The organism is Burkholderia sp. AU27893 (assembly GCF_002223205.1).
In the GTDB taxonomy this organism is placed as follows: Bacteria; Pseudomonadota; Gammaproteobacteria; order Burkholderiales; family Burkholderiaceae; genus Burkholderia.
The window spans coordinates 300,389-316,453 of the sequence record NZ_NKFD01000004.1 but is presented as its reverse complement, the minus strand read 5'-3'; the positions used below and the strand labels follow the sequence as shown (position 1 = coordinate 316,453).

14 protein-coding genes are annotated in these 16,065 nt (G+C 68.1%); 10 read left to right on the top strand and 4 right to left on the bottom strand.

Annotation, left to right across the window (positions count from 1 at the left end; all coding sequences use genetic code 11):
* Positions 1 to 147 precede the first annotated feature (147 nt).
* Complete coding sequence (locus CFB47_RS21305) at positions 148 to 2,394, bottom strand: xanthine dehydrogenase family protein molybdopterin-binding subunit (RefSeq protein WP_089462182.1); 2,247 nt, start codon at positions 2,392 to 2,394, stop codon at positions 148 to 150.
* Position 2,395: 1 nt separating this feature from the next.
* Positions 2,396 to 2,890 (bottom strand): (2Fe-2S)-binding protein, encoded by a 495-nt coding sequence (locus tag CFB47_RS21300; RefSeq protein WP_089462181.1) that lies wholly within the window; start codon positions 2,888 to 2,890, stop codon positions 2,396 to 2,398.
* A 127-nt stretch (positions 2,891 to 3,017) separates the two neighbouring features.
* Between CFB47_RS21300 and CFB47_RS21295 the strand changes: the two genes are divergently transcribed.
* On the top strand, positions 3,018 to 3,911 hold the full coding sequence (locus tag CFB47_RS21295; protein WP_089462180.1) for a LysR substrate-binding domain-containing protein: 894 nt from the start codon (positions 3,018 to 3,020) through the stop codon (positions 3,909 to 3,911).
* A 9-nt stretch (positions 3,912 to 3,920) separates the two neighbouring features.
* On the opposite strand, the gene CFB47_RS21290 is transcribed toward CFB47_RS21295, so the two are convergent.
* Complete coding sequence (locus CFB47_RS21290) at positions 3,921 to 4,811, bottom strand: LysR substrate-binding domain-containing protein (protein ID WP_089462179.1); 891 nt, start codon at positions 4,809 to 4,811, stop codon at positions 3,921 to 3,923.
* A gap of 243 nt (positions 4,812 to 5,054) precedes the next feature.
* On the opposite strand from CFB47_RS21290, the gene CFB47_RS21285 reads away from it, so the two are divergent.
* From CFB47_RS21285 to CFB47_RS21245, 9 genes are all read left to right on the top strand, one after another.
* Positions 5,055 to 5,957, top strand: coding sequence for an amidohydrolase family protein (locus CFB47_RS21285; RefSeq protein WP_089458716.1), 903 nt, complete (start codon positions 5,055 to 5,057; stop codon positions 5,955 to 5,957).
* 36 nt (positions 5,958 to 5,993) lie between these two features.
* Positions 5,994 to 6,899 (top strand): amidohydrolase family protein, encoded by a 906-nt coding sequence (locus CFB47_RS21280; protein ID WP_089462178.1) that lies wholly within the window; start codon positions 5,994 to 5,996, stop codon positions 6,897 to 6,899.
* An 81-nt stretch (positions 6,900 to 6,980) separates the two neighbouring features.
* Positions 6,981 to 8,375 carry a UbiD family decarboxylase gene (locus CFB47_RS21275; protein ID WP_089462177.1) on the top strand — a complete coding sequence of 465 codons (1,395 nt, stop codon included), beginning with the start codon at positions 6,981 to 6,983 and terminating at the stop codon, positions 8,373 to 8,375.
* Complete coding sequence (locus CFB47_RS21270) at positions 8,372 to 8,986, top strand: UbiX family flavin prenyltransferase (RefSeq protein WP_089441833.1); 615 nt, start codon at positions 8,372 to 8,374, stop codon at positions 8,984 to 8,986. Before CFB47_RS21275 ends, CFB47_RS21270 begins: the two co-directional genes overlap by 4 nt.
* Positions 8,983 to 10,095, top strand: coding sequence for a GTP-binding protein (locus tag CFB47_RS21265; protein ID WP_089462176.1), 1,113 nt, complete (start codon positions 8,983 to 8,985; stop codon positions 10,093 to 10,095). The genes CFB47_RS21270 and CFB47_RS21265 overlap by 4 nt, the downstream gene beginning before the upstream one ends.
* A 61-nt stretch (positions 10,096 to 10,156) precedes the next feature.
* Positions 10,157 to 11,530, top strand: coding sequence for a nucleobase:cation symporter-2 family protein (locus tag CFB47_RS21260; RefSeq protein WP_089462175.1), 1,374 nt, complete (start codon positions 10,157 to 10,159; stop codon positions 11,528 to 11,530).
* 85 nt (positions 11,531 to 11,615) lie between these two features.
* Positions 11,616 to 12,998, top strand: a complete 1,383-nt coding sequence (locus tag CFB47_RS21255) for an amidohydrolase family protein (RefSeq protein ID WP_089462174.1) — start codon at positions 11,616 to 11,618, stop codon at positions 12,996 to 12,998.
* 14 nt (positions 12,999 to 13,012) lie between these two features.
* Positions 13,013 to 13,738 carry an aspartate/glutamate racemase family protein gene (locus tag CFB47_RS21250; RefSeq protein ID WP_089462173.1) on the top strand — a complete coding sequence of 242 codons (726 nt, stop codon included), beginning with the start codon at positions 13,013 to 13,015 and terminating at the stop codon, positions 13,736 to 13,738.
* 280 nt (positions 13,739 to 14,018) lie between these two features.
* A complete protein-coding gene (locus CFB47_RS21245; RefSeq protein WP_089462172.1) occupies positions 14,019 to 15,260 on the top strand; it encodes an FAD-binding oxidoreductase in 1,242 nt (413 codons plus the stop codon).
* Between the two features lie 30 nt (positions 15,261 to 15,290).
* On the opposite strand, the gene CFB47_RS21240 is transcribed toward CFB47_RS21245, so the two are convergent.
* A complete protein-coding gene (locus CFB47_RS21240) occupies positions 15,291 to 16,058 on the bottom strand; it encodes a FadR/GntR family transcriptional regulator (RefSeq protein WP_089462171.1) in 768 nt (255 codons plus the stop codon).
* Positions 16,059 to 16,065 lie beyond the last annotated feature (7 nt).

Here is a 16,065-nt window from a genome sequence, read left to right as displayed (position 1 = left end):
GAGAAGCGGGGGAACGTATGCGGAATCGGCGCTTGCGCGCGACGATGCGGGCGAACGCATGCGCCGACGTCGATCGGGTTGCGACGTCGGCGAATTGATCAGCGGATTGGCGGTCGATGCAGGGCAAACTTCATACGTTCGGTCACGCTACGCCACCGCCGACAAATCGAAAGGCGTCTCCCGCAACCGCTTCCCCGTCAGCCGGAACACCGCGTTCGCGATCGCCGGCGTCACCGCCGGACTCGACAGCTCGCCGACCCCGCCCGGCTTCGCCGGATCGCCCTGCACGATGTGAATGTCGGTATCGGGCATGTCGCTCATCCGCATCACGCGATACGTATCGAAGTTCGACTGCTGCACGCGGCCGTGCCGGAAATCGATGCGATCGGACGTCGCATGGCCGAGCCCCCACATCAGGCCGCCGTACAGTTGCTCGTCGACGCCGGCCGGCGACACCGCGATCCCGCAATCGGCAACGCACGTCAACTTCTCCACGCGCACCGCGCCGTCCTTGCGCACGACCCGCGCGACCACCGCGACATAGCTGTCGTACGCCTGGTTCGTCGCGATACCGAGTGCGACACCGTCCGGCAGCGGCCGGCCCCACCCCGCACGTTGTGCCGCTTCACGCAGCACGGCCGCATGGCGCGGCCGGTCGCGCATGTGCGCGAGCCGGAACTCGACCGGGTCGCGCTGCGCCGCGTGCGCGGCCTCGTCCATCACCGATTCGACCGCGAACACGTTCGGGATGTAGCTCACCGCGCGAAACCAGCCGGTCGGCACGCCCGTCTCCATCCGGATCCAGCCGATGTCGCGATGCGGCGCCGCATACGCGAACTCCCATTTCGTGATTGCCTCGGTCGTGCTGAAATCCATCCGGTCGGTGCGCTCGAGATAGCCGGGCTCCCACTGCTGCGGCGATGCGGGCATCACGGCGCGCAGCCAAAGCGACGCGAGATTGCCCTGCGCATCGAGCACCGCGCGCGCCCGGTGGTAGCTTGCCGCGTGATAGAACAGCGCGCGCATCTCGTCCTCGCGGCTGTTCATCAGCTTCACGGGCTTGCCCGTCTTCACCGCGAGCCACGTCGCCTCGAACAGCCAGTACTTCGACTCGCGTGCGCCGAAGCTGCCGCCCGACACCAGCTCGTGCAGCGTCACCCGATGCGCAGGAATGCCGCCGATCACCTCCGCCGCTTCCATTGCGGTCGACGGCACCTGCAGCCCGCCCCAGTATTCGATGCCGCCATTGCGTGCCCACACGGTGAGGTTGATCGGCTCCAGCGGATTCGCGGCCTTGTGCGGCATCGCATACGACGCCTCGATCGTGCGTGCGCCGGCCGCCTGGGCCTTCGTCGGATCGCCGTCGGCGATCGTCGGCACGACGCGCGCAGCCGGATCGTCGAGCCACGCGGCCTGCCGCGCGGCGAGCGTGCTGCTGTCGAAGGTTTCGAACAGGCTGTCCTCCCATTCGATCGTCAGCGCGGCCTGCCCTTGATGCGCGGACCAGTAGTCGTCCGCGAGCACCGCGACGCCAGCCTGGTTGCCGCCGAGCACATCGGGGCGCGGCGGAATCTGCAGCACGTCGCGCACGCCGGGAATCGCGAGCGCCGCCTTCGCATCGACGCTGCGCACGCGGCCGTCGATCACCGGCGCGCGCGTGACGACCGCGACCAGCATCCCCGGCAGCGACACGTCGATGCTGTACGGAAACGAGCCGTCGGCCTTCTGCGCGGCGCCGCGCTTCCTGCGCAGCTTGCCGATATAGCGGAACTGCGCGGGCTCTTTCAGCGCGACCTGCTTCGGCGCCGGCAATTGCGCGGCCGCCTGCGCGAGCGAACCGTACGTCGCGCGGCGGCCGCTCGACGCATGCAGCACGGCGCCATCTGCCGTCGTACACGCAGAAGCGGGCACGCCCCATTGGTGCGCCGCCGCTTCGACGAGCATCGCACGCGCGGTCGCACCCGCTCGACGCAGCCGGTCGTACTCCATCGCGACACTCGTGCTGCCGCCGGTCGAGAACACTTTCCACAGCGGATGCAGGTAGTCGGCGAAGAACGGATCTTCCGGCGTGATCACGTCGACCCGGAACGGATCGACGTCGAGCTCCTCGGCCACCACCGCCGCGAGCGCGGTGCGCGTGCCGGTGCCCGAATCATGCTTGTGCACGACGAGCTTGATCGTGTCGTCGGGCAGCACGCGCACCCACGCGTTCGGTTCGAATTCGCCGGCGGACGGATGCGGATCGCCGCTCGCGTGCTTGCCTGCGGCCGCCGCGTCGGGCATCCGGAAGCCGATCGCGATGCCGGCGGCCAGCAGCGCCGAACCCTGCTTGAGAAAACGCCGGCGCGGCGTGCCGTCGCCATGCGGTGCATCCGCTGCGTGATCGTCGCGCATGTCACGCCTCCTTCGCGGGTTCGGCCGCGGCCGTCAGCGCCGGATCGCCGGACGCCGCACGCTTGATCGCGCGGTGAATGCGCGCATACGTGCCGCAGCGGCAGAGGTTGCCCGACATCGCCTGCACGATCGTGTCGTCGTCCACCGGCTGCCCGCCCTTCAGCAGCGCGGCCGCCTGCATCAGTTGCCCCGGCTGGCAATAGCCGCATTGCGGCACGTCCTCGGCGACCCACGCGAGTTGCAGCGGATGCCGCCCGTCCGGCGACAACCCCTCGATCGTCGTCACGCGCCGCCCGTGCGCGGCGACGGCCGGAGTCAGGCACGCGCGTACGGCCTGGCCTTCGAGATGCACGGTGCATGCACCGCACAGGCCCTTGCCGCAGCCGAACTTCGTGCCGGTAAGTTTGAGCCGGTCGCGCAGCACCCACAGCAGCGGCATATCCTCCGGTACATTCTCGAGCGAATGGCGTGTATCGTTCACGACGATGTCGATCATGCGCGGTCTCCTGATTCGCATTCATAGGTCGGCCCGCGCCATCGCGCGGTTCCGGAGCATTATCGAAACGCGATGCACGGCTACGCCAGCGATCATTTCGTCGAATCCCTGTCAGTCGGACTAACAGATGCTCAAGCGATACCCTTCGATCCAGTCGATGCAGGCGTTTCTGCATGCCGCGCGGGTCGGCAGCTTTTCCAGCGCGGCCCGCCAGCTGGCGCTCACGCACAGCGCGATCAGCCAGCAGATCCGCTCGCTCGAGGAATTCATCGGCCAGCCGCTGTTCGCCCGCGCCGGCGGCCGCGTGATGCTGACCGATGCCGGCACGCTGTTTGCGAACCAGTTGTCGGACGGGCTCGAGCAGATTGATCGCGCGCTGTCGTCGGTGAAGGGGCGCACGACCGGGCCGTCACTCCGGCTCGACGTCGATCCCGAGTTGATGCAGGGCTGGCTGCCCGCGCGGCTGCCGGCATTGATGCGCACGCTCGACGGCACGACGCTGACGGTGCTGTCGGCGCCGCGCCATGATCGCGATGCATTCGACCGCGTCGATGTCGCGCTGCGCTATGGCTACGGGGAATGGGAAGGCGTGGACAGCGCGCTGGTCTGCCCCGACCGGCTGACCGCGATGGCCGCGCCCGCGCTGCTCGAACGTTATGGGTTGACCGCGCCGCTCACACCCGAACAGGTGCTCGAACTGCCGCTGCTCGGCTATACGAAGCGGTCGTGGATTCCGTGGCTCGAAGCGGCGGGCCTCGAACCGGTCGAACCGCACACGATCGCCGTGTTCGACAACGCGGCGGGGCTCGTCGCGACGCTCGCGTCCGGGCTCGGCGCCGGGCTGGTGCGCGGGCTGCTCGCCGCCGATGCGCGCCACGACGGCCGGCTCGTCGAACTCTGCACGATCGCGATTCCGACGCACTACAACCTGCATGCGATCTGGCCGCGCGAACGGCATGCGCGCGTGAAGCCGCTGATCGACGCGATCGGCGCGCTCGTCGCGCAATCGCTCGAGCGCTGATACGCGCCGCTACGCGCTGAACTCCGCCGCGACCTCGCGCACGGTGTCGAGGAACGCGCCGAGCACCGCGGACGTATCGTCCACGCGGTAGCGCGCCTGCAGCGACACCTCGAGCGCCGGCGGCAGCAGCGGCACGAACGCGACGCCGCCCGTCGAGATCTGCCGCGACGACGCGGGCAGCAGCGCGACGCCCAGCCCTTCACGCACCAGCGACAGCAGCGTGTGCACCTCGACGACCTCGTGCGCGATCCGCGGCGTGAAGCGCGCATCGACACAGCTCTGTTGCAGGAAGCGCGCCAGTTGGGAATGCCGCAAGCCGAATGACACGAACTGCTCGCCAGCCAGCTCGCCAAGCGCGATCGCGTCGCGCGACGCGAGCGGATGGCCGGACGGCAGCACGACCACGGCCGTTTCGCGCACCACGATCTCGCTGCGGATCGACGGGTCGTCCTGGAACAGCCGGAAGAAGCACACGTCGAGCCGCTTTTCCTTCAGCGCATCGATCTGCGCGGCCGGTGTCATCTCGTGCAGCGACCAGTGCACGTGCGGATGCCGCTCGGCGAAGACGCGCAACGCACGCGGAATCGGCACGACCATCGCCGAGCTGATGATGCCGACCGCGAGCCGCCCCACTTCACCGCGCCCCGCGCAACGCGTGAGATCGATCGCGCGATCGAACTGCGCGACGATCAGCGGCACCTGCTCCTTCAGTGTTTTCCCTGCCTCGGTCAATTCGACGCGATGCTGCGAGCGCACGAACAGCGCGGTGCCGAGCTGCTCCTCGAGCAGCCGGATCTGCTGGCTCAACGGCGGCTGCGAGATATGGAGCCGCGCGGCCGCGCGCCCGAAATGCAGTTCGTCGGCCAGCACCGCGAAGTAACGCAACACACGCATGTCCATATCGCAAACGTATCAAGAGCGTCAGTAAAAAATATTGTACAGAGCACATTCGGCTGGTGACACTCGGTCCCAAGCAGCAGTGCACGTCGCAGTGTGTCACTCGATGCCGGCGAGGGGAAGGCGCAAAAAAATAATGCGCCTTGCAAAGGGCCGCATGAATCCGACCGACAGGTCGCTTCATCGACGTGCCTGCCCGCGATACGGCAACCGGCCTTTCCGGTTCCTCTCAAGGAGATCGAGTAGATGATCATCGACACCAGCTGTTACCCGACGAATCTCGTCGACCTCGCATGGCGTCACGACGGCCCGCCGTTCACCGGCGAGCGCCTGATCGAGACGATGAACGGCCCGTTCCTCATCAACGGCAAGCCGCGCCGCGTCGACAAGGCGTTCATCCAGCCGCCGCAAGGCAACACCATCTATACCTATACCGACGGCGAGAAGTCGGGCACCGAATCGATCGACGCGTACATGGCGTATACGGTCGAGATGGTGCGCAAGCACCCCGACCGCTTCATCGGCTGCTTCGTCTACAACCCGCGCTGCGGCGTGGAGAACGGCGTGAACGCGATCGATCATTACGTGCGCAAGCTCGGCTTCAAGATGGTGCAGTTCCAGGCCAACATGCATGCGTACCGGCCCGACCGCGCACTCGACTGGCTGCGTCCCGCGCTGAAGAAATGCGCGGAACTCGGCGTGCTCGTGAAGCTGCACACCGGCGACGGCCCGTACAGCATCCCGACCGAGTGGGTGCCGATGATCAAGGAATTCCCGACGGTCAATTTCATCATGGCGCACTTCGGGGTGCAGACGGGCGGCGTCTACTGCTTCGAGCCGTTCCAGCTCGCGATGGACCTGCCGAACGTGTATTGCGAATCGGGCTGGTGCCTGCAGTCGCGGATCGTCGAATTCGCGAAGGTGCTGCCGAAGCACAAGATCCTGTTCGGCTCCGACACGCCGCCGAACGAACCGGGCATGTGGCTGCGGTTGCTCGAAGTGCTGTGCTTCGATCCGCCGCAAGGGATGAATCTCGACGAGGACACGCTCGAGGATTACCTCGGCAACAACACCGCGCGAATGATCGGCCTCGAACCGACGCCCGCGCCGCGCACCGTCGACGAAGCGAGAGCGCTGCTCGCCGCCTGACGCCCGCACCCCTCTCTCCCGATTCCGGAGCATTGCATGATCATCGATACGCACCTGCACCCGACCAACCTCGTCGACGAGGCGTGGCGCCACACCGGCGAACCGTTCACCGGCGAACGCCTGCTGAAGATGATGGACGGCCCGTACATCATCAACGGCAAGCCGCGCCGCATCGACATGGGCTTCATCCAGCCGCCGCCGGGCAACACCGGCTATCGCGACGGCAACCGCCGCGGCCGTGAAGGCATCCGCGACTACATGGCGTATATCGCCGAACTCACGCAGAAATACCCCGACCGCTTCATCGGCAACTTCACGTACAACCCGCGCTGGGGCCCGGAGAACGGCGCGGCGGAGCTCGAATTCCACATCAGGGAGTACGGCTTCAAGATGGTGAAGCTGCACGCGAACATGCACGGCTACCGGCCCGATCGCGCGCTCGACTGGCTGCGCCCCGCGATGAAGGTCTGCGCGAAGTACAACATCGTCGTGCTGATCCACACCGGCGACGGCCCGTACACGATCCCGACGCAGTTCTATCCGATCATCCGCGAGTTTCCGATGGTGAACTTCATCATCGGTCACTTCGGCATCCAGACGGGTGGCAACTACTCGTTCGAAGCGTTCTGGATGGCGATGGATACGCCGAACGTGTACTGCGAATCGGGCTGGTGCTACCAGTCGCGGATCGTCGAGTTCGCGCGCGAGCTGCCGCGCAACAAGATCGTGTTCGGCACCGATTCGCCGCCGAACGAGCCCGGCATGTGGCTGCGCGAGCTGGAAATGCTGTGCGGACCCGCGCCGCAGGGGATGGATCTCGACGAGGACGGCCTCGAGGACTACATGGGCAACAACATCGCCCGCCTCGTCGGCATCGAGCCGACCAAGCCGCCGAAGGATCTCGACGAAGCGCAGAAGCGCCTCACGTCGACCTACCTGTAACGCGCCGGCAGCCGGATCGCGTGCCGCATCGAACACGCGCGCGATCCGGCCTTTCCCCTTCCGCATCCGACGGAGTGCATCATGGCGTCCAGCCTTTTCGCCGAGCAGCAGGATTTTCATCACTTCGCGAACGCCTATCGCGAACGCTTTCCGGACGACGTGCTGACGCTCGCGCAGCCGCTGTCCGCCGACCAGGACGTCACGGCCGTCGTCGCGTCGCTCGCCGCGCGCGGGCGGCACGAGATGCTCGTCTGCGAGCGCGTCGACGGCCTGTCGACACCGCTCGTCACCAACGTATTCGCGTCCCGCACGCGCATCGGCCGGCTGTTCGGCGTCGATGCGAACGGCCTGTTCGACGCGTGGCAGCAGCGCGCGAACGCGCCCGTCGCGCCGGTCGTCGTGCCGCACGGCCCCGTGCTCGATCAGGTGACCGAAGGCGACGCGGTCGATCTCGCGCAGCTGCCGATGATCCGCCACTTCGAAACCGATCGCGGGCCCTACGTGACCAACGCGGTGATCGTTGCCGAAGATCCGGTGACGGGCGTCGCGAACCTCAGCTACCACCGCTCGATGCCGCATGCGCGCAACGCGCTGGCGACGAGCCTGCATTCGCGCGGCCATCTGTGGCGGATGCTGCAGACCGCGAAGGCGCGCGGCGACACGCTCAAGGTGGCGATGGTGATCGGCGCGCATCCGCTGTTCATGCTCGCGGCCGCCGCGCGCGTGCCGTTCGGCGCGGATGAGCGCGCGATTGCCGGTGGGCTGCTCGGCACGCCGCTGCAGCTCGTGCGCACGCCGCGCCACGGCATCGGCGTGCCGGCCGCCGCCGAGTTCGTGCTCGAAGGCACGATCGATCCCGACGCACACGCGGAAGAAGGCCCGTTCGGCGAATTTACCGGCTACTCGTCGGACCGCTCGACCAACAACGTGCTGCGCATCGACGCGATGATGCGGCGCAAGGATGCATGGCTCGTCGACGTGGTCGGCGGCCCGTACGCGGAACATCTGACGCTCGCGCGGCTGCCGCGTGAAGCCGAGATGAGCGAGAAGCTGAAGGCGCGCTTTCCTGCCGTCACCGCGATCCACTATCCGAATTCCGGTACGCACTTTCACTGCTATGTCGCGCTGAAGCAGTCGCGCGACGGCGAAGCGCGCCAGATCATGCTCGCACTGCTCGGCTGGGACCCGTACCTGAAGAACGTCGTCGCGGTCGACAGCGACGTCGACATCACCGACGACGCGCAGGTGCTGTGGGCGATCGCGACGCACTTCCAGCCGCACCGCGACCTGTTCGTCGTCGACGGGCTGCCCGGCAGCCCGCTCGATCCGTCGTCGTCGGCCGACGGCACGACGTCGCGGATGGGGATCGACGCGACGCGCGGCTCGCGCTTCGACGGCGTGCGCGCACGCGTCGGCGACGCCGCGATGCAGCGCGCCGCGCACGTGATCACGCAACTCGGCGGAGCGTCGCAATGAGCGCGCGGCGGCTCGTCGTCGGCATCAGCGGCGCATCCGGCTTCGTGTACGGGATGCGGCTGCTCGCGCTGCTGCGCGAGCTCGACATCGAGACGCACGTGGTCGTGTCGCGCGCCGCCGCGCTGACGATGGCGCACGAGACCGACTTCCGGCTGTCCGACATCACCGCGCTCGCGAGCGTGCTGTACCGCAGCGACGACATCGCGGCGCCGATCTCGAGCGGATCGTTCCGCACGCTCGGAATGATCGTCGCGCCGTGCTCGATGAAGACGCTCGCCGAGATTGCGAGCGGCCTTTCCTCCGGCCTGATCTCGCGCGCGGCCGACGTCGTGCTGAAGGAGCGCCGCCGGCTCGTACTGCTCGCACGCGAAACGCCGTACACGCTCACGCACCTGCGCAACATGGCCACCGTCACGGAGATGGGCGCGATCGTCGCGCCGCCGGTGCCGGCGTTCTATGCGCGCCCCGCTTCGCTCGACCAGATGATCGACCACACGCTCGGCCGCGTGCTCGACCTGTTCGACCTCGATTCCCGCACCGTCCATCGCTGGAAAGACAACGCATCACAGCCGAACCCGCAGCCCAACCGACTCAACGGAGATGCATCATGACCCACATCCACACCACCCACAGCGACGTCGAGAAGATTCCGGTCACCGTGCTCACGGGCTTTCTCGGCGCGGGCAAGACCACGCTGCTGAACTACATCCTGCGCGAGAAGCACGGCCGCAAGATCGCGGTGATCGAGAACGAGTTCGGCGAGATCGGCATCGACGGCGGCCTCGTGCTCGAATCGACCGAGGAAATCTACGAGATGACGAACGGCTGCGTGTGCTGCGTCGGCGCGGTGCGCGAGGATCTCGTGCGGATCGTGCGGATGCTCGTCGCGCGCCCCGACCGGCTCGATCACATCATCGTCGAGACGAGCGGCCTCGCCGATCCGTATCCGGTCGCGCAGACCTTCTTCCTCGACGATCCGATCGCGAAGGAAGTCGCGCTCGACGCGGTCGTCACGATGGTCGACGCGAAGCATATCCGCGCGCACCTCGACGATCTGGTGCTCGACGGCCGCGACAACCAGGCGGTCGACCAGATCGTCTGCGCGGACCGCATCGTGATCAACAAGGTCGACCTCGTCGACGCACCCGACGTCGATGCGCTGACCGCGCGGCTGCGCGAGCTGAACACGACGGCGGAGATCGTCACGTCGAGCTACGCGCAGGTCGATCTCGACCGCATCCTCGGCATCGGCGCGAACGAATTCGCACAGATCCTCGTCGAGAGCGACGGGCTGCAGGCCGATGCACCGCATGCGGACGAACACACGCACGAGCATGAGCATGACGACCACGCACACGCAGCGCACCAGGCGCACGCACACGACGACGATCACGACCACCACGAACACGACGCCAGCGTGTCGTCGGTCGGCATCGAGGTCGATGCGGACGTCGATCTCGACGCGCTCGAAGCGTGGCTCGGCGAGCTGCGTCGCGCCGATACCGCGAACCTGTTCCGGATGAAAGGCATCCTCGCCGTGCAGGGCCGCGCGCAACGCTACGTGCTGCAGGGCGTGCACGGCGTGATCGAACTGCGCGCCGCGCAGGCGTGGGGGTGCGAGCCGCGCTCGTCACGCATCGTTTTCATCGGCCGCGATCTCGATCGCGCCGCGCTGACCGACCGTTTCCATGCCTGTCTCGCCGCGGCGGTCGCGGCCTGACGGGCACGCCAGGCGGGCGCATCGCGCGCCCGCCCGCAAACGAACCTCAGGAGACTCGCCCATGAACGCTGCTTCACATCCCGTCGATCGGGTCATGCCGCGCCGCCAGATGCTGACGCTCGGCCTGCAACACATGCTCGTCGCCTATATCGGCGCGATCGCGGTGCCGCTGATCGTCGCATCGGCGTTGAAGATGTCGCCCGCCGATACGACCGTGCTGATCAGCACCGCGCTGTTCTGTTCCGGCATCTCGACGATCCTGCAAACGGTCGGCGTCTGGAAACTCGGCGTGCGCCTGCCGATCCTGCAGGGCGTCGCGTTCAGCAGCGTCGGCCCCGTGATCGCGATCGGTCTGACGCCGGGCGTGGGGTTCGCCGGCGTGTGCGGCGCGGTGATCGGCGCGGGCATCATCACGACCTTCGCCGCGCCGCTGGTCGGCCGGCTGCGCCGCCTGTTCCCGCCGGTCGTGACCGGCTGCATCGTCACCGTGATCGGGCTGCAGCTGTTTCCGGTCGCATACCAGTGGGCCGGCGGCGGCGACGCGGCGAAGCTGCAGTTCGGCGAACTGTCGTTTCTCGCGGTCGCGCTCGTCGTCGCGGTCGTGATCCTCGCGGTCAACCGCTTCGCGAACGCGTTCCTGCGCAACCTGTCGGTGCTGATCGGGCTCGTCGCCGGCAGCCTGCTCGCGATCGCGCTCGGGATGGGCAATTTCACGAACGTGGCCGCTGCGCCGTGGTTCACCGTGCCCTACCCGTTCCACTTCGGCACGCCGGTGTTCGCGATCGTGCCGGTGCTGACGATGGTCGTCGTGATGATCGTGCAGATGGTCGAGTCGATGGGGCTGTTCGTCGCGATCGGCGATATCGTCGAGAAACAGGTGAGCGAGGAGGACGTCGTGCGCGGGCTGCGGGCGAACGGCGTCGCGAGCGCGATCGCCGGCACGTTCGCCGCGTTCCCGTTCATCGCGTTCATGGAGAACGTCGGGCTCGTGATCCTGACCGGCGTGCGCAGCCGCTGGATCGTCGCGGTCAGCGGCGTGCTGATGTGCGTCGTCGCGCTGGTGCCGAAGATCGGCGCGATCGTCGCGTCGACGCCGTCGGCGGCGCTCGGCGGTGCCGGTATCGCGATGTTCGGCGTGGTGGTCGCCGCCGGCGTGCAGACGCTCGCGAAGGTCGACTTCGAAGGCAACCGCTACAACGTGCTGATCGTCGGCTTCACGATCGCGACCGCGCTGATTCCTGTGATGGCGCCCAAGGTGTTCGCGCACATGCCCGACTGGACGCAGCCGTTCCTGCACAGCGGCGTCGTGCTCGCATGCCTCGTGTCGGTGCTGCTCAACGCGCTGCTCAACGGTGTGCCGGCGGCCGCCCCCGTTGAATCGCACGTCCACACCGACGCCGCGCACGGCAGCCCGATGGCGCGCGAGTGCGACTGACGGGCCGTATGCCGCGTGCGGCATCGAGCCCACGCGGCGCCTGACGAACCACAACCCGACTATCCGTATCCGAGGAGACCCAACCATGAGCGTTCCTTCTTCTTCGCTGCTGATCCGCAACCCGATCGCGGTCATGAGCGGCCGCACCGGCGACGCCGCGCGGCTCGGCCAGGCCGACCTGCGCATCCGCGACGGCCGGATCGACACGATTGCGCCCGATCTCGCACCGCTGCCCGGCGAACGCGTGATCGACGCGACCGACTGCGTCGTCTACCCCGGCTGGGTCAACACGCATCACCACCTGTTCCAGAACCTGCTGAAGGCCGTGCCGGCCGGGATCAACGCCGGCCTGCAGGAATGGCTTGCGGCCGTGCCGTATCCGCGTGTCGCGCGCTTCACGCCGGCGCTCGCGCGCATCGCCGCACGGCTCGGCTTCGCGGAGCTGCTGCTGTCCGGCGTGACGACCTGCGCCGATCACCACTACCTGTATCACGCGGGCGGCACGACCGAGACCGGCGACCTGCTGTTCGACGAAGCGGCCGCCTTCGGGATGCGCTTCGTGCTGTGCCGCGGCGGCGCATTACAGGCGGCCGGCGATCATCCGGGCTTCGCCGGCACGGCATTGCAGCCCGAGACGCTCGACCGGATGCTTGCCGATATCGAACGGCTGAAGGCGCGTTATCACGACGCGGGCACCGCATCGATGCGCCGCGTAGTCGTCGCCCCGACGACACCGACCTTCTCGCTGCCGCCCGACCTGCTGCCGGAAGTGGCGCGCGCCGCGCGCGGAATGGGCCTGCGGCTGCATTCGCACCTGTCGGAGACGACGCGTTACGTCGACTTCTGTCGCGAGCGCTACGGCAAGCTCCCGGTCGAATTCGTCGCCGAACACGAATGGCTCGGCCCCGACGTGTGGTTCGCGCACCTCGTCCATCTCGAGGAGAACGAAATCGCGCTGCTCGCCGAAACGGGCACCGGTTGCTCGCACTGCCCCGTCAGCAACGCGCGGCTCGGCAGCGGCATCGCGCCCGCGCCGCGCATGGCGGCGGCCGGCGTGCCGGTGTCGCTCGGCGTCGATGGTGTCGCGTCGAACGAATCCGGCAGCATGACGCACGAAGCGAATTTCGCCTGGCTCGTGCATCGTGCGGCGCATGGTGCGGCGGCCACCACCGCCGAGGAAGTGTTGCACTGGGGCACGCAAGGCGGCGCGCGCGTGCTCGGGCTGAACGCGGTCGGCACGCTGGAGGCGGGCCAGGCCGCCGATCTCGTGCTGTACAACGTGAGCGGGCCGCGCTTCAACGGCTTCCACGACTACGCCATTGCGCCGGTGACGGCCGGCGAGCCCGCGCCGGTGAAGTACAACATCGTGAACGGCCGCGTCGTGGTGGACAACGGCGAGATTCCGGGCCTCGACCTGGCCGCGCTGCGCCGCGAGGCGGTCGACGCCGTGCGGCAGTTGCTCGATTGAACGGACGCCCCGCGATGAATCCGCGCATCCGCATCGGCATCCTGACGCCGTCGTCGAACACCGCGCTCGAACCGTTGACGACCGCGATCGTCGCCGGGCTGCCAGACGTCAGCGTGCATTTCGCGCGCTTCACCGTGACCGAGATTGCGCTCACCGACGCCGCGCTCGACCAGTTCGACGCGGCGCGCATGCTCGTCGCGGCGCGGCAGCTCACCGACGCGCGCGTCGACGTGATCGGCTGGAGCGGCACGTCGGCTGGCTGGCTCGGATTCGAACGCGACGCGGCGCTGTGCCGCGTCATCGAGCAGGCCACCGGCATTCCGGCGACGTCGTCCGTACTCGCGTTGAACGAACTGCTCGAACGCACCGGCGTGCGGCGGCTCGGCCTCGTCACGCCGTATCTCGACGACGTGCAGCAGCGGATCGTGCGCCAGTATGCGCAACTCGGCATCGAATGCGTGGGCGAACAGCATCTCGGGTTGCGCGACAACTTCAGCTTCGCGGGAGTGCCCGATACGCAGATTGCGGCGCTGATGCGCCAGGCTGCGCGGGCGCGCCCGGATGCGGTGGCGACGTTCTGCACGAACCTGCATGCCGCCCATCTGGCCGCGCCGTTCGAGCAGGCGACCGGGATCGCCGCTTATGACACGGTCGCGACCGTGGTGTGGAAAACGCTGAGGATGGCGGGGGTCGATACGCGCGTGCTGGCGCGATGGGGAAAGCTGTTCGAGATGCGTTGACGGCGGACGCGGCGGACTGCGGGCGCACATACGCTTGGCGCCCCTGCGCTCAACTCGATCATCGCGTGTCACCCTCGAAGGCCGGAATCCGCGCATTCTACTGCCCGCGTCGTCGCATCAATCGCGAATCGTCGGGATCGGGCCACCTGCCTTGCGCAGGCCACGCGGGCCCTCTTGGTGCGTCGCGCCGCCGCGAGTATGCTGGCAGTTCGAACTGCTCTCCAACCCGGGCGCATCCGCATCATCGCGGGCACGCGCCGCTCACCGTCATTCACCACCGATGGATTTCGACGTCATCGTTCTCGGCGCAGGCATCGTCGGCGTCTCCGTGGCACTCCACCTGCAGGATCGCGGGCGCAAGGTCGCCCTCGTCGATCGCGGCGCGCCCGGCGAAGGCACGAGCTTCGGCAACGCGGGGCTGATCGAGCGCTCGTCGGTCGAACCGTATCCGTTCCCGCGCAGCCCGTTCACGCTGATGCGCTATGCGCTGAACCGCTCGACCGATCTCTACTGGCACAGCGCGTCGCTGCCCGCATTCGCGCCGTGGCTCGCGCGTTTCTGGTGGGAATCGGCGCCGCTGCGTCACGCGGCGGCGTCACGCGACATGCTGCCGCTGATCGAGCGCTGCATCGTCGAGCACGACGCGCTGATCGCGCGGGCCGGCGCCGGCGAGCTCATCCGCGCGAACGGCTGGCTGGAAGCGTTCCGCACGCCCGCCGTATTCGAGCGCAGCGTGACCGAAGCCGCACTCACCGCGCGCCGCCACGGGCTCGGCATCACGCCGCTTGATGCGGCCGCGCTGAGCGCGCACGAACCGAGCCTCGCGCCCGGCTTCTGCGGCGCGCTGCACTGGCTCGATCCGAAAAGCGTCGTCGACCCGTCCGCGCTCGTCAAAGCGTACGCGCAACTCTTCGTGCAAGGCGGCGGCACGCTGCTGACGGGCGACGCCGCAAGCCTCGACGCGCTGTCGCCAGGCTGGCAGGTCAGGACGCAGGACGGCATGGCGGCCGCGCCGGCCGTGGTCGTCGCGCTCGGCCCGTGGTCCGACACGGTGTTCGGCAAGTTCGGCTACACGATCCCGCTGCGCGAGAAGCGCGGCTATCACATGCACTACGCGCCGTCCGCGCGCGGCGTGCCGTCGGCGCCGATCGTCGATCGCGAATACGGTTACGTGATCGCCCCGATGAAGCGCGGGCTGCGGCTGACGACCGGCGTCGAGATCGCGCGGCGCGGCGTGCCGCCCACCGGCGTGCAGCTCGAACGCGCGGAACGCGTCGCGCGGCCCGTGTTCGGCTTCGGCGAGCGGCTCGACCCGCAGCCCTGGCTCGGCTTCCGGCCGTGCACGCCCGACATGCGCCCGGTGATCGGCCCCGCGCCCGCGCATCGCGGGCTGTGGTTCGCGTTCGGGCACAACCATCACGGGCTGACGCTCGGCCCCGTCACCGGCCGCCTGCTGGCCGAGATGATGACGGGCGAGGCGCCGTTCACCGATCCGGCGCCGTATCGCGCGGATCGCTTCTGAACGGGCAACCGGTCACGCGTCGACGCGCGCTCAATCGAGCGCGCGGCCGAAGATGCGGATCACTTCGTCGAGATGCTCGGCCATCGCGCGGCGCGCGGCGTCCGGGTCGCGTGCGCGGATCGCATCGAGGATCGCGCGGTGTTCGAGTTCCGACCGGTGCGGCATGTCGTTCGGCATGTACAGCGACTGCAGCCGCTGGAACATCAGGTCGTACTTGTGCGCGAGCAGTTGCTTGATCATCAGCGCATACGCGGCGTTGTCGCTCGCCTCCGCGATGCGGATATGAAACAGCCGGTCGCCCGGATGCGTGAGCGAGCCACTGAGGTTGTCTGCCTGGTTGCGCAGGAACGCTTCGTGGATCCCTTCGATCTGCTCGTCCGAGCCGTGCTTCGCGGCCAGCGCTGCGGCTTCCGGCTCGATCAGCCGGCGCGCCTGCAGCAACGCGAACGGCGGGATTTCGGTATCGAGGTCGAGTGCGATGCCGAGTTCGGGATCGATCTCGACGATCGTGAACGGCGCGGCCTTCTCCGCAGGGACAGGCGCGGGCTCAGGCGCGGCGGCCGTTTCGGGATGGCGCACCTTCACGCCGTCGCCGACGCGCACGCTCACGCACCCGCGCACTTCGAGCGCGATCAGCGCCTCGCGCACCGAGGTGCGCGACACACCGAACTGTTCGGCCAGTTCGCGCTCGGGCGGCAGGTAGCTGCCCGGCGGAAAGTCGCCGGACTCGATCATCGCACTGAGCTTGTCGGCGATCTGCTGGTAGAGGCGGCGGTTCTGAATCGGCTGGATGGACATACGTCGG